Source organism: Martelella alba (assembly GCF_006516955.1).
GTDB lineage: Bacteria > Pseudomonadota > Alphaproteobacteria > Rhizobiales > Rhizobiaceae > Martelella > Martelella alba.
Genome location: NZ_VHLG01000002.1, coordinates 396,410 through 414,992, shown reverse-complemented (window position 1 = coordinate 414,992; position 18,583 = coordinate 396,410). Strand labels below are relative to the sequence as shown.

Below are 18,583 nucleotides of genomic sequence, written 5' to 3'. Positions count from 1 at the left end.
TGTCGCGGCGCTTTCATCGTGAATGTATATGGGCGTACCCTCAGGTACAGTTTGCCATTGAAAAATGCGCAAAAGCCCTTTATCCCGTTCTCAAACAAAATCTGCCTTCAGAAACGCGCTGAGGACGTGCCATGGAAAAATTCGTCAAGCTTACAGGCGTTGCGGCGCCGCTTCCGGTTGTCAATATCGACACCGACATGATCATTCCGAAGGATTACCTGAAGACGATCAAGCGCACCGGTCTCGGCAAGGGCCTCTTTGCCGAAGCGCGTTATAATGAAGATGGCTCGGAAAATACTGATTTCGTGCTGAACAAGCCGGCTTATCGTCAGGCCAAGATCCTTGTTGCCGGTGACAATTTCGGCTGTGGATCCTCGCGCGAACATGCGCCCTGGGCGCTGGCTGATTTTGGCATTCGCTGTGTGATCTCCACCAGCTTTGCCGATATCTTCTACAATAACTGTTTCAAGAACGGCATTCTGCCGATCAAGGTATCGCCGGAAGAGCTGGAAAAGCTGATGGACGATGCCGAGCGCGGCTCCAACGCCATCATCACGGTTGATCTCGAAAAGCAGGAAATCAGCGGTCCCGATGGTGGTTCGATCAGTTTCGAGCTCGACAGCTTCAAGCGGCACTGCCTGCTGAACGGTCTTGATGATATCTCGCTGACCATGGAAAAGCAGGGCGATATTGCCACCTATGAGGCCCGGCTCGCTGCCGATCGCCCCTGGGCCTGAAATCAGAGACTGAGATATTTCATTTCGACCGGCTGGTGGAGACACCGGCCGGTTTTGTTTTCTGCAGGTTTCCGGTTGCTTTATCCATGATGTTGCCATTAGGGGTGGTGCGTGTTACGTTCGCAGTGTTCAATCTATGAGGGCAATAGATTGTATCCATGTGATGTTGGGGGACATTCTGATGAAATCTGCAATGCTCGGTATTGTGTTGTTCGCGGCTTCGATCACTTCATTTGCTGCGGCCGAAAGTGCTCAATTGTCCAGTGGAACTGGATTGAACAGCGTTGAAGCTGGAGACGACCTGCTTGCGGTCACCTGTCTTCGCAAGGATGAGGAAGTCAGCGGCAGAAACAAGATTTGCTATTATGACTGTCTGGGCAGCCGAACGGCGGTTACGATCAAATCAACACAGCCATGTCCGCTAACGATCGATCACTGATTGTGCGGTTGCATCAAAGCGGCAGGCCGAAATGCTTCAGGCCCTCGATGACGCCATCGGCGATTGCGGCGCGTGCCTGGTAGACCCGCGCCTCAGTGGTGGCAAGCGCACGCAATTCGTCAAAGCCATTGGCCGGGATGATGCCGCGGACACCATCCATCTCGAACATGGCGCGGTCGTTGCCGGTGTCACCGGCAACGATAACCGATTGCATGTCGACGCCGAGCCGGGCAGCAAGGAAGGCGAGTGTCGCTCCCTTGTCGGCGGCACGCGGCAGCACATCGAGATCGCGCGCGGAAGAATAGACCAGTTTGATATCGAGGCCTGCGGATTTAAGCCGGCGTTCGATCGAATGCAGCCGGGCGGAATCGGCGTCTTTGAGATACCAGCTTGATTTCAGCCCGTGCTGATAGCGTTCCGGCTGACGGTGGACATCGGGAATTTCGCCCATGATCGCAGCGATCTTGCTGGCGTCGAAGCCGGCGCCGATCTGCGCTGCAAAACCATCAGCGATGCGGCTGTCACCAAGACCATGCAGCATGGTGCCGACACCGCCGATCAGAAAGTCCGGTTCCGGCAGGCCTGCTTTGGGGATCAGATCCAGCATGTCATCGATCAGCCGGCCGCTATTATAGACCAGCACTGGCCTGTCTTCGGGAGCGAGTGCCTCGAAGGCCGTGCGGAACCGGGCGGTTGCGGCCGGATCGCCGACAAGCGTGCCGTCGAGATCGGAGGAAAACAGGCGTGGTTTCATGGCTCAGTCGCCATCATGCCAGGGTTCGGCCCAGTCGCTGTCGCGCAGCGACTGGCGGATCGGCCGTCCCTCGACCAGCGAAATCAGCTGCTGGGCGATGCCTGTCCAGGTGAACAGGCTGCGGGCCTTGTGGGCGCCCATGCGTGACAGCCGGTCATTCAGCCGCTTGTGCCTGAACGGCTTCATCATCATGATGCCGAGGTCATATTTGTCGAACGTATCGGCAAACAGGGCGTGTCGGCCGAAACTGATGGCGCGGTAAAGCCCGCCATTGGTGGTCACCACTGTCGGCGTGCCGCTTGCCATGGCCTCAATCGCGGTCATGCCGAAGGGTTCGTAGCGGCTTGAGAGCACGAAAAGATCGGCGGCGCGATAGATGTCGGGCAGGTCCTCATCGGAGACATAGCCGGAAAATTCGACCTTGTCCTCAAGCCCGAGTGTCTGTACCTGATCCTTTAGTTCGCTGAGAATACGGGTTTCCAGCTCGTCCATATTTTCACCGCCCACGGCCAGATGCAGCCGGGCGTCAGGAACACGCTCGGCCAGAATCGCGAAACCATCAATCAGGAGATCATAGCCCTTGTTGGTCGCAAGGCGGCCCAGCGACAGAACGGTCTTGCCTGTGAAGCCGAATTTTTCACGCAGCATCTGCCGGGAGGCGGCTGATACGGGATAGAAACGGTTATCGTCATAGCCCGGCGGGATCATGTAGACCCGGTCTTCCTTCAGCGAATAGTCGTCGACGATCATGTCGACCTGCAATGGGGTCGTGGCGATCACGGCATCACAGCTGCGATAGATCTGGTTTTCGAAGCGAATACGCTCAGAGAAGTTGAAGTCCTTTTCGAACTGGTCGGCGCGGTCCGGATAGTCGGTCTCCATCTGGCGCTTCTTCCAGATGCCGAGCGAATGCGGCGTGTGCAGATGCGGAATGTCCAGCGCTTCCGACAGGCGCATGCCGGCAAAGCCTGCATCCCAGTAATGTGAATTGATGAAGTCATAGGTGAGGTTGTTGCGACGCATGTAGCGCAGCGCATTCTCGCTCCATTCGAGCAGATGGCGATAGAGATATTCTTTCGGAATGAAATCCTTGCCACCGCAGGGGACGCGGACAACCCTGACGCGATCATCGACAATGTCAATCTCTGGCTGATCCTCAAAGCGGCGGGTATAGAGGTCTACAGAATAGCCGAGCTGGGCGAGCTTTTTTGCAAGTTCAAGAACGTATACGACCTGACCGCCCGTGTCAGCGGCGCCAAGCGGCGGATCGGCAGAAACGTATCCATGGGTTGAAATCAGGGCAATACTTGGAAATTTATCAGTTTCAGGTGCTTCTGTCATAATGGATACCTTTATTACAATTTTGCGCCACGGCTATCAACCCCATCAGGAATTTCATAAAAACTTGTCATTCGTCCGGAAATACAATTCGGGCCGCAGGCATGATGAGGCGAACGCAGATCTGATCCCACCATGTGACCCAAACGCTGCATGGCGAGGTTGTGTTCCCTTCGAGATGCTTGAGCGCTCACTTTTTCTGTGAAACACTCGGCATCATCACAAAGACGACGTGCCTGCCGGCTCTTCCGTCGGGCTTGCGCGTGTGCCGGGGGTTTTAAGAATGAATTTTGCCGATGATCCGAAAGGCTTCCTTAAATCACTGTTTCAGGTGGCGGTGGAAGCGGCCGACCCTATGGCGCAGGTGAAGAAATATCTTCCCGCAGCGCCAAAAGGACGCACGGTCGTCATCGGTGCCGGCAAGGGATCTGCGCGGATGGCGGAGGCGTTGGAAGCCTGCTGGAACGGGCCGCTTGAAGGCCTCGTGGTGACGCGTTACGGCCATGAAGCCCCCTGTTCGAAGATCGAGATTGTTCAGGCCTCGCATCCGGTACCGGATGCGGCAGGCGAAGAGGCAGCGCGGCGCATTCTGGCGCTGGTCAGTGATCTGACGGCCGATGATCTTGTCATCGTGCTGATTTCGGGCGGCGGTTCGGCTCTTCTGTCGTTGCCGCCGGAAGGTATGACGCTTGCCGATCAGATCGCGGTCAACAAGGCGCTTCTTTCCTGTGGTGCCTCGATCGACGAAATGAACTGTGTTCGCAAGCATCTCTCGGCGATCAAGGGCGGCAGGCTTGCCGCTGCCATTCATCCAGCCCATTGCCATACGCTGATGATTTCGGACGTGCCTGGCGATGATCCGGCGGTGATCGCGTCTGGACCGACCATTGGCGAGACGACGACGGTGGCGGATTGCCGGGCGATCCTCAAACGCTACCGGATCGATCTGCCGGCCCATGTGGCGCAGCATCTGGCGTCACCGGCTGCCAGCTGCGTAGCGCCCGATGATCCGCGTCTTGAGGGCGCGACGCAGGCGATTATCGCCACACCCTTCATGTCGCTTGAGGCCGCCCGCGCGGCGGCGCAGAAGGCCGGCCTCACCGTATTGATGCTGGGAGACACGATTGAGGGCGAGGCCGCAGAGGTCGGCATTGTTCACGCCGGCATTGCCCGCTCCTGTGTTCATCACGGTGTTCCCGTGGCGCGACCCGGACTGATCCTGTCCGGCGGGGAGACCAGTGTGACAGTACGCGGCAATGGCCGCGGCGGGCGCAATGTCGAGTTTTTGCTGTCGCTCGCCATTGATCTTGGCGGGGTTGACGGTGTCTATGCACTGGCAGGTGACACAGATGGTATCGATGGCCGGGAGGAGGTCGCAGGCGCCGTTATCACGCCGGATACGCTTGAGCGCGCGCGGGCGTGCGGGATCGATCCGCGGGCCGCTCTGGAGAATAATGATGGTCACGGCTTTTTCGAAGCGCTCGGCGATCAGCTGATCACCGGACCGACACTGACCAATGTGAATGATTTCCGGGCGATCCTGGTTCTTTGAGCCGGGATCGGCAGGGCCTGTGCGGCGCTGGAGTAACAGTTGGTCAGCTACATGGGGTTGGTTGCAATATGGCTTTGTCTTGTGGACAGGAGAGGGGTATCTATCAGAATCAGTTGCCGCCCTTCGCGCATAAGGTTCTGATTTCGGATATGCTTTGCTGGGTTCGTTCACTTGCATTGGTTGTCCCGCTGCTTGTTCCGTTATCGGCTTATGCCGCCGGGCCGAAGGCTGTTGAGGTCAGTTCCATGACACCATCTTCCCTCCGTCAGAACGCAAACCCGTCTGTTCCTGCGCCAAAGCGGCAGGTCGGCGCAATCCATTCGGTCGTCGCGCCCATGCTGTCATTTCAACAGGATGTGGGACCGGGCCTGGCCGGTCGCGTGATTTATGTTGATCAGACCCATGATATCGTTCTGGCGCCGAAAGAAGTCGTCCTCACCTTCGACGACGGTCCCGTGCCGAAGAATACGGTGTCCATTCTCGATACGCTCGATGCCTTCGGCGTGAAGGCGACCTTTTTCATGGTCGGTACAATGGCGCATGATCACGCTGCTATCGGTGCAGAGGTTGCCCGACGTGGACAGACGATCGGCACCCATACCTATGGGCATGTGGATCTTTCCAAGCTGGCGCCTGCGGCGGCCGGTGCGGAAATCGACAAGGGCGTTGCTGCGGTCGCGGCGGCGACAGGCGCGATGCCGCATTTCTTCCGCTTTCCCTATCTGTCGGAAAGCCGGGGGCTCGACAGCCTGGTTGCCAAGCGGAATTTGATCCCGGTCGGCATTGATGTCGATTCCATCGATTATCGTCCGGCCTCCCAGCAGGTGCTGGTCAACCGTGTCATGGCCAAGCTGGCGAAGCGTGGCGGCGGCATTATTCTGATGCATGATCTTCAGGCCCGCACGGCCAATTTTCTGCCCAGTCTGCTGACTGAGCTCCAGATCAATGGCTACAAGATTGTGCAGCTTAGACCAGGTGAGCGATTTGCGGCTTCGCCGCCTGCAGGTTTTCCTTAGTGGGCCAGTCATGGCCTGAAAGGAAAGATGACATGGAAAGAATTGTTTATGTTGGGCTTGACGTTCATGCCGCTACGATCGGGCGAGAGACTGGACCAAAATCCACTGGTGCTGGATCAACGCGCTGCGGAAATTTGGCTATCCGCGCCAGCAACTGGCCTTTGGGACGTTGAAACGCGCCATCCGGCAGATAGAAGAATGGAAGAGAACGCTTGACCAGGCGATCGAAGATGCGGTGAATGACTGGCGTCTTGCCGGACTGAGGCCGTGCTTGCGGCAAATCTCGGCGGCCGGCAGACCGGCTGCCTGTTCCTTGATCATCCCAATCATCTGCGCCTTGTCGAAACGGCCCTTTGGCATAAACCTGCACCATATGATCGAGCAAGCTCTACATTAAACGCGGGACCATCTGGGGGCAGGTCAGGGGCTATGATTGCGGCGGGGGCTTGTCCTATGGGCGCTCGTGAACGGCATAATGCCGAATTCCTGTGCCGTAAACCACGCATCCATCCTGCTCGGTTGCCCCGGGCCACTTCACTGACCGATGGCAGTCGTGGAGATCTCACTTGTTCACTTTGACAGCAGACCCTGACAACACGTAATGGTTGCAAAACGGCAACACCATTTCATGACATATATTGTAATTATATTGATCTTTATTACATCGATATTGGCAATATTTTAATTATACAATACCGTCCCCGGCGAGAGATTGTCGTTTTCGACTGACGCCGAAAATTAGAATGCTCGTTATAGTAGTATTTTCAGGTCGGGGGACCCCTTTATGAACGCTATCAAGAAACAGACGAATCCCGCAAAGCCAATGGCCGCTTCGCCTCGGCAAAGCCGTCAAAGCGGAAGCACCCTATATCGCTCTGCTCGGGAAAGCCGCCTCAGGGCGAGGTTATGGGCGGGCACGTTGCTGACCGGCACGCTGGTGCTGGCGTCAACCGGTATTCTGACACCCGGGCAGCTGCCGGTTCTGGCAGACGAAACCCAGTACTGGAATTACGGCAAGGGCGGCAGCGGAACCTGGTCGTCGACGGCATATAACTGGGTAGATGAAAACAATCAGACCGGGGTGTGGGCCGGAGATACCGGGATATTCAATACGGCAAGCGGGACGGTGACGCTTGCGTCAGACCAATATTTCGTTGAGCTTGATTTCCCGAAAATTGGTAGCAGCAGCGATACGTCCTTTTATACGCTGACCGGCAATTACCTGCGCTCCGGCAGCAGTGCGGCGACGATCTATGTCGGCACAGATCAATCGGCGTTGATCATGTCAACTTTGGCGCTGGGCGGAGACTTTACCAAGACGGGAGGAGGCACCCTGACGCTGAACAGCCCGAATGGAGATGGTGGCACTATCGCCGGCGAGACGAAAATCACCGACGGAACGCTCAACTTCAATGGGTTAATTTACGTGACGGATGTATATATTGGCGGCCGCAATGGTGCTGTGGTTAATATCGATTATGGCCAGTTTGAGCTTTGCGGAACATCTGGCAGCTGTGAGACCACCCAGGGTGGCGGTATGAATATCGGCGTTGAAAAAGGAACAAGCGGAAAACTCATGGTCACAGGCGACGGGCAAGTCGCGGCGGTCCCCGAGCATGATTCTGTCATTGGCAAATTTGGACATGGCGAACTGTGGATTGTTGACGGCGGGAAATATGCCGAATCGGGTGAAGACGCCAACAATGCGACCGCGCGGATACGGTTTGCCGATGGCGAGAATTCAACCGCCTTTCTGTATATCAGCGGTGATACGAGTGAGCTGACGACCCAGGACGATCCGGAGCGAACCAATATCAACATTGGCAATTTTGGCGATGCAACTGCCATTATTGAGGATGGTGCCGAATTTCTTGCTGACGGTGAGTTTTTGATCGCAACCAATGGCGGCAACTCGACCGTCACTATCGATGGCGACGGCTCGAAGCTTGTGAACAAATTTTCAGGTGCTCAGCAACTGGTCATCGGTAATGCGGGCAATGGCACATTGATCCTTTCCAATGGCGGTAAAGCACGGGTCAATAGTTCGGATTCAACGGCCATACTTGGTTACTATGATATCTATCTTAACACCCATTATGGCAAAGGAACTCTGATTTTCGGATCTGCGCCTTCGGCGACCGAGACGACGGCGAGTGCCGGTGCTCTGGAGGTTGATACCCTGGAATTCGGGCCGGGGCAGTCAACCCTGATCTTCAATCACACCGCAACGGCTGATCATCCCTATGCCTTCGATGTTACGATCGAAACAGAAAGCAAGGATTCAAGTACGAATACGATCCAGCAGCTTTCGGGGGTGACCAGTTTCGAGGCTTATGGCAGCGAATATTTCGGAACGGTCGAGATAAATGGTGGCACCCTTGATGTTTCTGGCGTGACCTTGGGCGGAACATACACGGTCAACGGCGGCACGCTGGCGGGAAAAAACGGCACGGTCGGCACGCTGACCGTCGGTGCGGACGCGGCCTCTGTAATTTTTGCTGCAACCGCAAGTTCCACTGTGCCGATTCTTTCGCCCGGTGATGTCGACGGCAATATCTATGGCGTAATCACCGTGGATGGTGACCTGACGCTGGCAAAATCAGCGGTTCTTGACATGCAGCTTGGATCAAACAATTCGACTAACTCAATGGATCGGGTTGATGTTGAAGGAGATGTCACACTTGGCGGCACACTGAATGTTCAGTTCTATGGTCCCCATCAAGGCAGCGAAAAAGAATATCCGATCATCACCTATACAGGAAGCGTTTCTGGTGCTTTTGACGAGATTCCGGAAAATTACATGATCACGTATGATACAGTCACAATCAAAGGCGAGACAAAAAAGGCCGTCTTGCTGGTCTGGGCAACGCTGGAAGAAACTGGTTTTTACTGGAATGGCGGGGCTACCGCTGAAGATGAGGGGCATGGGCTCACGGGCGGATCTGGGACCTGGAGTTTGAGTAACGCGGCCTGGACCAATCAGGACGGAAGTGCGCCCGAACAGGAATGGCCCTTTGAAGCCGGTAATACAGCGATTTTCGCCGGTAGTCAGGGCGGAACGGTGACTGTGGCCGGCGTGCAGCTTTTTGGCAAGCTTGACTTCCGTGTGACCCAGGACCAGGAGAGCTACCTTCTGTCCGGAGGGACACTGTCTCCCTCGCCCAAGCAGGGTGAAACTGCCGAGATCTCGGTTGATCCCAATGTCGAGGCGGTGATTTCCTCCGCCATCGCGTCTACCGACGGGTCTCGCCCCGATCTGGAAAAGGTTGGCGCCGGACAGCTGACCTTGACAAATTCCGACAATGTCGTGGGTCGGTTCCAGCTGTCTGAGGGAACGGTTGTTCTGAAGGGCCAGCTTACCGCAGATGATGTTCATATTCTTGATTGGGATGCGTCCAAGGCGTCTGGCGCAGCTGTCATGCGTGTTGATGGTGGCGCTCTTGACGTGGACTATCAGTTGGTTGTTGGATACACATCAATAGATGCAGACGACAACGCAAAACAAGTTTCAAAGCTGCTCGTAACCAATAAAGCAAAAGTAACAGCAGGCTATCTTTTGGTAGGGAACTTTAATGAACTCGCTCCCGCCACGGTAGAGGTTACAAATGGTGGGCGGTTGCAATTCGAAACGCTGACGCTCGTGGGCCTGTTTTATGGTTCGGCTGTTCTGTTGGTTGACGGCTCTGGCTCAAGGGTCAGTTCGAGCGGTAATCTCACTACAGGGTACGGCGGGGGTACTGGCAAGGTCATTTTGAGTAATTCCGGCGAGCTTGAGGTCGATGGGTCGTTCACTTTGGGTGAGCAAGCGAATGAATCGACCGGAATACTTATTTTCGGTGAAGACCCGGACACTCAGTCAGCGGCGCGTGTTACAACCATACCGGGTGTATTTTCGGCGGAGGGGTTATACTTCGGTGGAGGTGATGCAAAATTGATATTCAACCATGCTGCGGAAGAGAGTGACAATTTCGTCTTCGATACGAAATTGGTAGCATACTCTTCGAATGCGAAAGAAACGAACACGATAGAGCAGCTTTCGGGTTACACTTATTTCAAAGGGGACGGTTCTCAATTTAGCGGGACGGTTAATATCACCGGCGGCACCCTGGATGTCACCAATGATCTGATGGGCCAGATCAATGTTGGCGGTGTCGATCTTATGGATGCGTATCTGGTTCTGCCCAAAACGAATATCAATCTTGGCGACATTTCGATTTTGAGTAGTGGTAAAGTTGATCTTTCAAAGAATCAAAATCCCATGTTGACGGTAACCGTCTCCAGTTTCTCTATGCAGTCTGAGCATAGCGAGCTCTACCTCTACGCGAATTTTACCGACGATTACGGACAGCCGGTGAGCAGCAATATCCATTCCACTGGCGCGGTTAGTCTCCAAGACGGCACCATCTTTATATATCATGAAGATATCGAGAATCCGGTTACCAATGATCCGGTCCTGATCATCAGCTCGGATCAATCCATCGATCTCGGGGATGGCATGGATTTCGAGCCTCAGGAGGAAATCAACGGGATCCAACTCGACGACATACTATCGGACGACAATAAATCGCTTTACGTTCAGCTTGTCGTGAAAGATGAATTTCTGTCCGACGCAACCGTATCGATGTCAGCCAACGCTGCTGCCATGACCAATTCATTGATTTCCCTTGGGGGCGTTCACAGTCTTCCGGTCAATTTCGCATTGACCGACGCGGCGCAACGCGACTGGGTTGCGCAGATCATGTCGGGCGATATCTATGCCTCTGAGGCTTCGGCAATGGTGGCCAACAGCCGCTATGTGCGGGATGCGACCGGGCAGCATATCCGCGATATCTCCGGTGGTATCGCCACCGGCCAGGCCATTGCAACCGTTTCCAACTATGCCGCCCAGCCATCGGCGGCGACTACACCGGCCTTTGACGGCTTCAGCGAAGCCAACAGCGGCATCGATCTGTGGGCAACGGGCTATGGCGCATGGTCCAGCTTTGATGGTGACACGGCCGCCGGCACTGCCAGTGCAAGCAACAATGTCGGCGGTTTCATCTTCGGTGCCGATGCCTCAGCTTTCGGCAATCTCCGGCTCGGCGCACTCGGCGCCTATGGCCACTCCAGCTTCAAGGCCGATGATCATTATGCCAGTGGTACCAGCAATGATGTCACCTTCGGCATGTATGGCGGCGGCAATTGGGGCGCGATTGGCGTCAATTTCGGAGCGGCCTATACCTGGCACGACATCGACACAAACCGCACAATAAAGTCGCGCTATTTTGATGATGCTCTCGACAGCGACTATTCTGCCGGGACCTTCCAGCTCTTCGGTGGTGTGGGCTATATGTTTGACCTGGGCGGTGGTGTGCGCCTTGAGCCCTTCCTCGATGCCGCCTATGTCCACTACCAGGCCGATAACTTCAGTGAAAACGGCGGGCTGCTGGCACTTTCGGTCCTCGATTCGGACATGAATACCGGCTACACAACCGTTGGTCTGCGTGGCGCATGGGATTTTGATATCGGTGCGACGCAGAACAAGCTGACGGGGGCTCTTGGCTGGCGCCATGCCTATGGCGATACCGAACCCTTTGCCAATGTCGGCTTCGCACTGGGCGGGGATATGCAGATGATCCAGGGCACGCCGCTGGCCTCCGATCAGGCGGTTATCAATGTGGGCTGGGTTACCGAGCTCAACAAGACCGTTTCCATCGGCGTGGATTACACCGGTCTGTTCGGCGGCGGCTATGAAAGCCAGACCGTCTCCGGAAAGCTCAATATCCGCTTTTGAGCCAGATATGCAGTCAAGACAGCAGGGCCGGGGGTATTCAACATCCCCCGGCCTTGTCGCCGGGGCCGTAATACCAAGAGTCAATGATTGTGCCCCCCTAATCGCTGTCTCTCGGTATCACAGTCAGGACATGATGAGATCCGCACCATGCCGCTCCCAATAGATGGTCTTGCTGCAAGGCCCGTCTTTTGGGGCAGGGTTTGCTGCATGTTGATCCGCTGTTTCGTCAGCACTGTTCCCGGACCGTGCAATCGAGCCGAAGTGGCTCGTCCAGAGGCGCACCGCCGCCGAGGCTCGCGAAATATCGCGCTCAGCCAGCAATCCTCCATGCCAGCGGTGCTCGCGGCAAGCCGGCAATAGGCCCATACGGCTCAAGCGATGAAATCACGCGGAAAGCGGAAGCCCTTCAGTCGGGACGTGTCGGTCGGAACCTTCATCCCAGCCGCCATCTGTACGGAAAATGAAAAGTCAATTTTGCAAGGTTGTCCGGAATAAAGAAAGCCTGGATAAGCCAATACAACCGATTGCAACCAAGTACAAATTAACGCAACCCAATACAACTACGATAATATTGGTGCAGAATTGCAACTATTTGCGATATTTTTAAATTAATTATTCTTAATCCAAATATTATTTTGTATATATAACGAAGTGACATGCGGGTGTATTACATTCTATACAAATAGAATTATTTTATACCTGTAAATACTGTCAGTTGTCGAATTGATTACATTGATCTTTGCGCCTCGCTCTGCCGGCGCTTTTTGCAGGGGGAATTGAAATGTCTAGAACAGATCGCAACGTGAACCGCCAAAGGTTGAAAACAACGCACAGCACAGCAGTCTGTGCCGCGCCTTCTCCGCAAAGGGGCCGCACCTCCGGGCAGAGATGGTTGCCGAACCTGCTCACCAGCACCGCGCTGGGCAGTATGCTTCTGGCGGGCGTGGCTGGTTCCCAGGCCCATGCTGACCAGACGATTTTGTACTGGTGGGGTAACGAAGCGACCGCAAATTCCGACGGGGTGTGGACAACGTCATATCCACTAACAGATTGGGTTTCAACACTGCCTACGCAGTCAACAGGGTATGGTGACACGGTTTGGCCGACAAATGAGCATGGCTTGGTCGCAGAATTTTTGACAGGGTTAGGTGGCTCATCCACGAACAAAACTGCCGGAATAACGGTGTACGAAACGGTTTGGTTCGACACGATAAATTTCGATGTCGGTGATACTGCCGGTTCTCTACAGCCTTACCGAATCTTGGACTACGACGATAATTCCAAACTTGTCATTGCTCCGGACGGTGAGGCTACAGCCGGAACAATATTTTATGGCAGTAAAACCACCGGTACATACACTAACGACTACGGTATTCCGATTACAGTTGCCATTGTAAATGGAACCAATGGGGCTGGACACGAGGCAAATGGGATCAATATCACCGGAACTGCGCCAATATACTATGAAGCAGATATGCAATATACCGGGGCAACGACCATTAATACAGGTGCTTTGCTATTTGTCGGTGCAGGCCAGGTTAACACCGGCAACGATAACGGTTCGATTGCCGGGGCGATCAAAATCGCCGACGGTGGCAGTTTCAACATCGACAATTTTGGAGTAACAACGCTCGGCCCGTCAAATGTAATTTCGAATGAAGAGCAATTAGGTGGCACATTCACTATTTGGGGGGACGACAGGGATCGCGACATAGTGGTTCTTAACTCAGATTCATCCGGTTTCACCGGAGAAACCACGGTTAAGAAGAAAGCGCAACTTACCGGTAACGGTAAAATATCCGGTATCGTCAATTTCGAATATAACACTTATCTTTCCGGCGTAGCCGGCACAACGCTGACGCTTGGCGATAGTTCACTCAACTTCAACACTGGAACCAGTGACCCGGACGTCGCTGCAATCAAAGTCGAACTCGATAAGAACTACAAGCAGATGGCGCTTTTTGAAACCTATGATCTTAGCCTCAAAGGTGTCGAATTTATAGTTAGCTTCAGTTCGGACGCCGATGTCGGGGTGTATTCAATCATAGATTATACCGGAAACCTCAATGACGATCAATTCGAAGAGACAATAACTGGCGTTCAGGGCTATATTCTGGCGGACAGCCACTTGGTGCGTTTGGTCGTTTTGGGCACTGTTCCCCCCATTCCCGATCCGACTTTTGCGCAGTATTGGGATGGCGACCCGACCAGCACCAACGAAGATGACGGTACAGTAGAAGGCGGCAATGGCACTTGGAAGATCGGCGCCAATAACTGGACCAACGCAAGTGGCACCAATAACGCGGTCTGGGCCGAGTCAGAGGCGATATTTGCAGGTGAAAGCGGCGGCACCGTCACTGTTGAAGGCACGCAGTTGTTCAGCACGCTGACATTCAGGGCGACCGGTGATGGCAAGTCCTATACGCTTGTGACAGATGTCGGTGACACCGGTGAACTGTCTCTGACCCCATATTCTGTCACGTATGGTACAATTTATGTCGATGCCGGTGTGACAGCAACCATCGGTGTCGACATCGTCAAGGGCACCTCAAGAGATAATGGCACTGACATAAACGTCCTCACCAAGCTCGGTAGTGGCGCCGTGGTCTTTATCAATTCGGCCGGCAGCTACGAGGGCTCCACGAATGTTGAAGATGGAACCCTGCAGCTTGGAAACGGAAGCACGCCCGGCAGCCTGGATAAATCCTCTAACGTCATCATCAGCAGCGGTGCGACTTTTATCATTGATCCATCAGAAACGCCACAGAGTTTCAGCAATGTCCTGAAAAGCGCAACGTCAGTTTCTGGCGATTTTAGAGTCGTCGGTGGAGATACGAGCCTGGATATTGTTAAATTCACAAGTGATAGCAGCGAATTTTACGGCGCTACGACGGTATCCGCAGCCAGACTCGACCTCATTCAAGCAAAACTGGGCGGCGATGTCACGGTTGATAAGAGTGGTATACTTGCAGGATACGGCCAAATTGGTGAAGACGTCGTCGTTGAATCGAACTCGACAATTGCAGCCGAACAGGGGCAGAAGCTTGAAATTCTGGGAACGATAACCCTGGAGAGCAGCTCGAATTTCGATGCTGTTCTGCATGCAACGCCGAATGATAAACCTGCCGATGCGCTTATCATCGTGACGGGACTTGCCACCATCGATGACACTACGGTCATTGATCTCGGCGGTTCTACACTGGGATCTGGCACCTATTATCTTATGACATACGAGTCCGGCAGTTCCGTTAACGCGGCCGCGCTGAACAGCAATTTGCATTATACTAGTTCCCAATACACCGCTGTACTGCAGACAGACGCAACCTCTCTATTCCTGACCGTTCTCGATGTCGGGGAAGAATATTACTGGAACCCGGATCAGCACACTTCCACTCCGTTGGGCGGCGATGGAACATGGTACGGACCAAACTATCAACAAACAAAGGATTGGTCAGACTCGGATGGCTCCGATCAGAGATACTGGGCGAACGACAATTTTGCAATTTTTGACGAAGATGCCGGAACTGTCACGGTCGACAGCATAACCCATGGAAGTATCTCCGTTTCTGGTATGCAATTTTCAGAGCCCGGCTATCTCCTGACGCCAAACGACCCAGATAATGACAAGATCGAGCTGAAGGACGTTGCTGGCAATGTCCCTATAATCGATGTCCAGGACGGAACAGCAGTCGTCAACGTGATACTCACCGGTTCGCAGGGTTTCAAAAAGGCAGGACCGGGCCAGCTGGACCTTGGCGCCAAGAATGATGTGGCCGGAACGGTAGAGGTTAAAGAAGGTACTTTGCGTCTTTTGAATACGTCCTCAGCAGACGGCTCGCTGAGTGGCGCGATAAAAATTGACGAAGGTGCAATCTTTGCCACCTTCAGCATAAATGGGGACATTACGCTTGATACTGCAAATATACTGTCCGGCTCCGGCTCTTTCAACGTCGAAAGAGGCAAGACCGTGTTCGAGTCGACCAGTTCCAGTTTTACGGGTAAGACCACTGTCAACGGTGATGGCATTCTGACCGGCACAGGACAACTGGGCGGCGAAGTCACGATTTCGAAATCCGGAACGCTCTATGGCGAAACCGGCAGCGTGATGACAATGACGGACAGTCTCGAATTCGCATTGGGCTCGGTGCTGGAAGTCAAGCTGAATAATGACACATCGCCGGCTCTTTTTAAAACGAACACGCTAACATTGTCCGCGTCACAAGAGCTGAAGATAGACTCAAACCAGCCGCTGCCGCTGCCGGACGGCGAATACAAGCTCATCCTATATGATAACATCATCGGGGACGCAACCGACTTTGACCTGAAAGCTTACAACAACGCGAATGGCGTCTTCAGCAGGACGGCTTCAAGGACCATAGGCTCCGAAGATTACGTCGTCCTGCTCTCGGGGGCAGACTATGCGGGCCTCTATTGGGATGCCGATGGTTCTGGGCCGGGCGCAAAGAAAGGCGACGGTGGTAATGGAACATGGACCGCCATATCCACGAATTGGACGAACTACGAAGGCAATCTGGATCAGGACGACAGCTGGTATGACGGTGGCTATGCCTATTTCGCTGGAGCAGCCGGAACTGTTACCGTTGACGCCTCAACAAAGGGCGAAATAACTGCTGCAAGCCTGAATTTTTCGCAAAACTACACCTTAGAATCTGGAACTACGCAAGACGTCCTCGATCTTTCTGGGGACTTATCGCCAGACACTTTTGTCCATATCAGTGTTGCTTCCGGTTTTGAAGCCAAGATAACGGCGCAGCTGGCCATTGAGAGCGACCTGATTGTCGAAGGTGGCGGCACCTTGCGCATCGCCCCGGCAGACGCAAGCAATGAAACCACAGGAGATCGAAATGTGACAATTCAAAACAATTCGACCCTCAGCCTTGGCGACCCGACGTGGGATATAGAATCAAACTTAGCATTGCCAGAGAAGTCGAATTTTACCATCAAAAAAGGCTCCACACTGAACCTCGATGCGGGCCAGAAGTACAGTTATGATTTCAACGGGAAGCTGTCCGGCGAAGGCACGATGAATCTCGGCGGCGAATACCGCACCGTCGGGATTACCGGCAAAGAGAACGACTTCAAGGGCGTAACAAATATGATTGGTGGCTACCTGCAGATGGGGGATGGTTCAAAACTTCTTGGAACGCTGAATGTTTCGAATAACAGCCCGTTCTATCCAACAACATTGGCATTAGGCGGCAACGTGACATTGGGAACTGTGAATGTTTTAGAAAATTCCAGTCTTGATTTTTCGACGACTGCCAGTTTTAAATCCGTGGCTACTATGGATAATCTCGTTTTGAAAACAGGTGGCCAAGTCAAATTTATTGCCAGCGACGTCGAGGCTTCTTCATCGAAGATAGTAACGGAGAACGCGACCATCGATGGCACGGAATTTTACGTTGAACTCGGCGGCTCAATCAGTTCGCCTGCGACATTTACACTGATACAATCGACAAATGATATAAACTACGTGAATAAAGATAATATTACGGTGCAGCCACAGCAATCGCAGAAATATAGATTGTTAAAGGTGCTTAATGCTAAGAGTTTTCAGGTGGATCTGACCGTTAATAGTGATTTTTTCGCAACGGAGGCGGAAAGCGCATTTGGAACCAATGCCAGACGGACGGTCAATTCCCTGATTTCACTTGGAAGCAGGCACGACCTCATGTTCGACTACGCTGCAATCGACGATCCTCTTGAAAGAGAAAGGACGGCGGAAATCCTGTCTGGTGACATCTACGCATCGACGGCTTCGGCAATGGTGGCAAACAGCCGTTATGTGCGGGATGCGACCGGTCAGCATATGCGGGATATTTCGGGTGGTATTTCGGCGGGCCAGGCAATGTCGACGGTCTCGAATTATGCAGCCCAGCCCGCGACAACGACTCCGGCCTTCGATGGCTTCACCGAAACCAATAGCGGCATCGACCTCTGGTCCACCGGCTATGGCGCATGGTCGAGCGTTGACGGGGACAGTGATGCCGGAATCGCCGGCGCATCAAATAATGTCGGCGGGTTCATATTCGGCGCGGATGCCGCAGCCTTCGGCAATCTTCGCCTCGGCGCCCTCGGTGCCTATGGTCACTCGTCCTTCAAAGCCGACGACCATTACAGCAGTGGCAACAGCAATGATGTCACCTTCGGCATGTATGGCGGTGGCAATTGGGGCGGCATCGGCGCCAATTTCGGCGCGAGTTATACATGGCATGATATCACCACAAGTCGCAGCATCAATCTGAGCCACTTCGATGATAATCTTGACAGCGATTACAGTGCCGGAACCTTCCAGCTGTTTGGCGGTCTGGGTTATACCTTTGATTTTGGCAGCGGCTTCCGGCTTGAGCCCTATGCCGATGCTGCCTATGTGCATTATCAGTCGGATGACATGGGCGAGGTGGGCGGACCTCTTGCTCTGAGTGTTCTGGGGAGCGATATGAATACCGGCTACTCGACCATTGGCCTTCGGGGTGGCTGGGATATCAATGTCGGCGCCACCCAGAACAAACTAAGCGGTGCGATCGGCTGGCGTCATGCCTATGGTGATATCGAACCGTTTGCCAATATCGGCTTTGTCGCCGGGGGCGACACGCAGATGATACTGGGAACGCCCCTGGCACAGGACCAGGCCGTGCTGAATATTGGCTGGGAAACCCAGTTCAGCAACACCGTGTCCTTCGGTGTCGATTATACCGGCCTGTTCGGCGGCGGTTCTGACAGCCAGACCGTGTCGGGCAAGCTTAGCATCCGCTTCTGAGCAGGCAAGGTGTGCAAAACAGGCCGGGGCGCGGGCAGCGCCCCGGCCTCACGGGTTCATGGCTGCGTCATATGCGGCTCACCCTCTCTGTCAGCCCCCCTGTCAGCTGACCGGATCTTTCGCGCAGCAGGCTCTGGCGCTTCTGCCGATGGCGTCATTTCGGCGGAATTATTTGCCCGGAGACTGAAGGCCC

The 18,583-nt window shown here is 54.2% G+C and carries 8 protein-coding genes and 1 pseudogene; 6 read left to right on the top strand and 3 right to left on the bottom strand.

Annotated features, from left to right (window positions below):
* Positions 1 to 131: 131 nt before the first annotated feature.
* The gene (leuD, locus tag FJU08_RS05345) at positions 132 to 737 is read left to right on the top strand and encodes a 3-isopropylmalate dehydratase small subunit (protein ID WP_141147932.1); all 606 of its coding nucleotides are present in this window, start codon (positions 132 to 134) and stop codon (positions 735 to 737) included.
* Positions 738 to 918: 181 nt separating this feature from the next.
* Positions 919 to 1,176: a hypothetical protein gene (locus FJU08_RS05340; RefSeq protein WP_141147931.1), complete on the top strand. Its 258-nt coding sequence runs from the start codon at positions 919 to 921 to the stop codon at positions 1,174 to 1,176.
* Positions 1,177 to 1,189: 13 nt separating this feature from the next.
* On the opposite strand, the gene FJU08_RS05335 is transcribed toward FJU08_RS05340, so the two are convergent.
* On the bottom strand, positions 1,190 to 1,930 hold the full coding sequence (locus FJU08_RS05335) for an HAD-IIB family hydrolase (RefSeq protein WP_141147930.1): 741 nt from the start codon (positions 1,928 to 1,930) through the stop codon (positions 1,190 to 1,192).
* Between the two features lie 3 nt (positions 1,931 to 1,933).
* Positions 1,934 to 3,271 (bottom strand): glycosyltransferase, encoded by a 1,338-nt coding sequence (locus tag FJU08_RS05330; RefSeq protein WP_141147929.1) that lies wholly within the window; start codon positions 3,269 to 3,271, stop codon positions 1,934 to 1,936.
* Positions 3,272 to 3,551: 280 nt separating this feature from the next.
* Here FJU08_RS05330 and FJU08_RS05325 point away from each other — a divergent pair, with 280 nt between their 5' ends.
* Together FJU08_RS05325 and FJU08_RS05320 are read left to right on the top strand one after the other, a co-directional pair.
* On the top strand, positions 3,552 to 4,820 hold the full coding sequence (locus FJU08_RS05325; RefSeq protein ID WP_141147928.1) for a glycerate kinase type-2 family protein: 1,269 nt from the start codon (positions 3,552 to 3,554) through the stop codon (positions 4,818 to 4,820).
* Positions 4,821 to 5,065: 245 nt separating this feature from the next.
* Positions 5,066 to 5,836 carry a polysaccharide deacetylase family protein gene (locus FJU08_RS05320; protein ID WP_235890582.1) on the top strand — a complete coding sequence of 257 codons (771 nt, stop codon included), beginning with the start codon at positions 5,066 to 5,068 and terminating at the stop codon, positions 5,834 to 5,836.
* Positions 5,837 to 6,088: 252 nt separating this feature from the next.
* Here the strand turns inward: FJU08_RS05320 and FJU08_RS05310 are convergent.
* A pseudogene (locus FJU08_RS05310) lies at positions 6,089 to 6,196 on the bottom strand (transposase); the annotation flags it as partial.
* A 424-nt stretch (positions 6,197 to 6,620) separates the two neighbouring features.
* On the opposite strand from FJU08_RS05310, the gene FJU08_RS05305 reads away from it, so the two are divergent.
* Together FJU08_RS05305 and FJU08_RS05300 are read left to right on the top strand one after the other, a co-directional pair.
* Positions 6,621 to 11,609, top strand: a complete 4,989-nt coding sequence (locus FJU08_RS05305; RefSeq protein ID WP_141147927.1) for an autotransporter domain-containing protein — start codon at positions 6,621 to 6,623, stop codon at positions 11,607 to 11,609.
* Positions 11,610 to 12,390: 781 nt separating this feature from the next.
* Positions 12,391 to 18,390: an autotransporter outer membrane beta-barrel domain-containing protein gene (locus tag FJU08_RS05300; protein WP_141147926.1), complete on the top strand. Its 6,000-nt coding sequence runs from the start codon at positions 12,391 to 12,393 to the stop codon at positions 18,388 to 18,390.
* Positions 18,391 to 18,583 lie beyond the last annotated feature (193 nt).

Bases quoted from the DNA above. Each gene is read 5' to 3' on its own strand.
- FJU08_RS05300 (WP_141147926.1), top strand. From the start codon at position 12,391: ATGTCTAGAACAGATCGCAACGTGAACCGCCAAAGGTTGAAAACAACG.
- FJU08_RS05340 (WP_141147931.1), top strand. From the start codon at position 919: ATGAAATCTGCAATGCTCGGTATTGTGTTGTTCGCGGCTTCGATCACT.
- leuD (WP_141147932.1), top strand. From the start codon at position 132: ATGGAAAAATTCGTCAAGCTTACAGGCGTTGCGGCGCCGCTTCCGGTT.
- FJU08_RS05335 (WP_141147930.1), bottom strand. From the start codon at position 1,930: ATGAAACCACGCCTGTTTTCCTCCGATCTCGACGGCACGCTTGTCGGC.
- FJU08_RS05305 (WP_141147927.1), top strand. From the start codon at position 6,621: ATGAACGCTATCAAGAAACAGACGAATCCCGCAAAGCCAATGGCCGCT.
- FJU08_RS05320 (WP_235890582.1), top strand. From the start codon at position 5,066: ATGACACCATCTTCCCTCCGTCAGAACGCAAACCCGTCTGTTCCTGCG.
- FJU08_RS05325 (WP_141147928.1), top strand. From the start codon at position 3,552: ATGAATTTTGCCGATGATCCGAAAGGCTTCCTTAAATCACTGTTTCAG.
- FJU08_RS05330 (WP_141147929.1), bottom strand. From the start codon at position 3,271: ATGACAGAAGCACCTGAAACTGATAAATTTCCAAGTATTGCCCTGATT.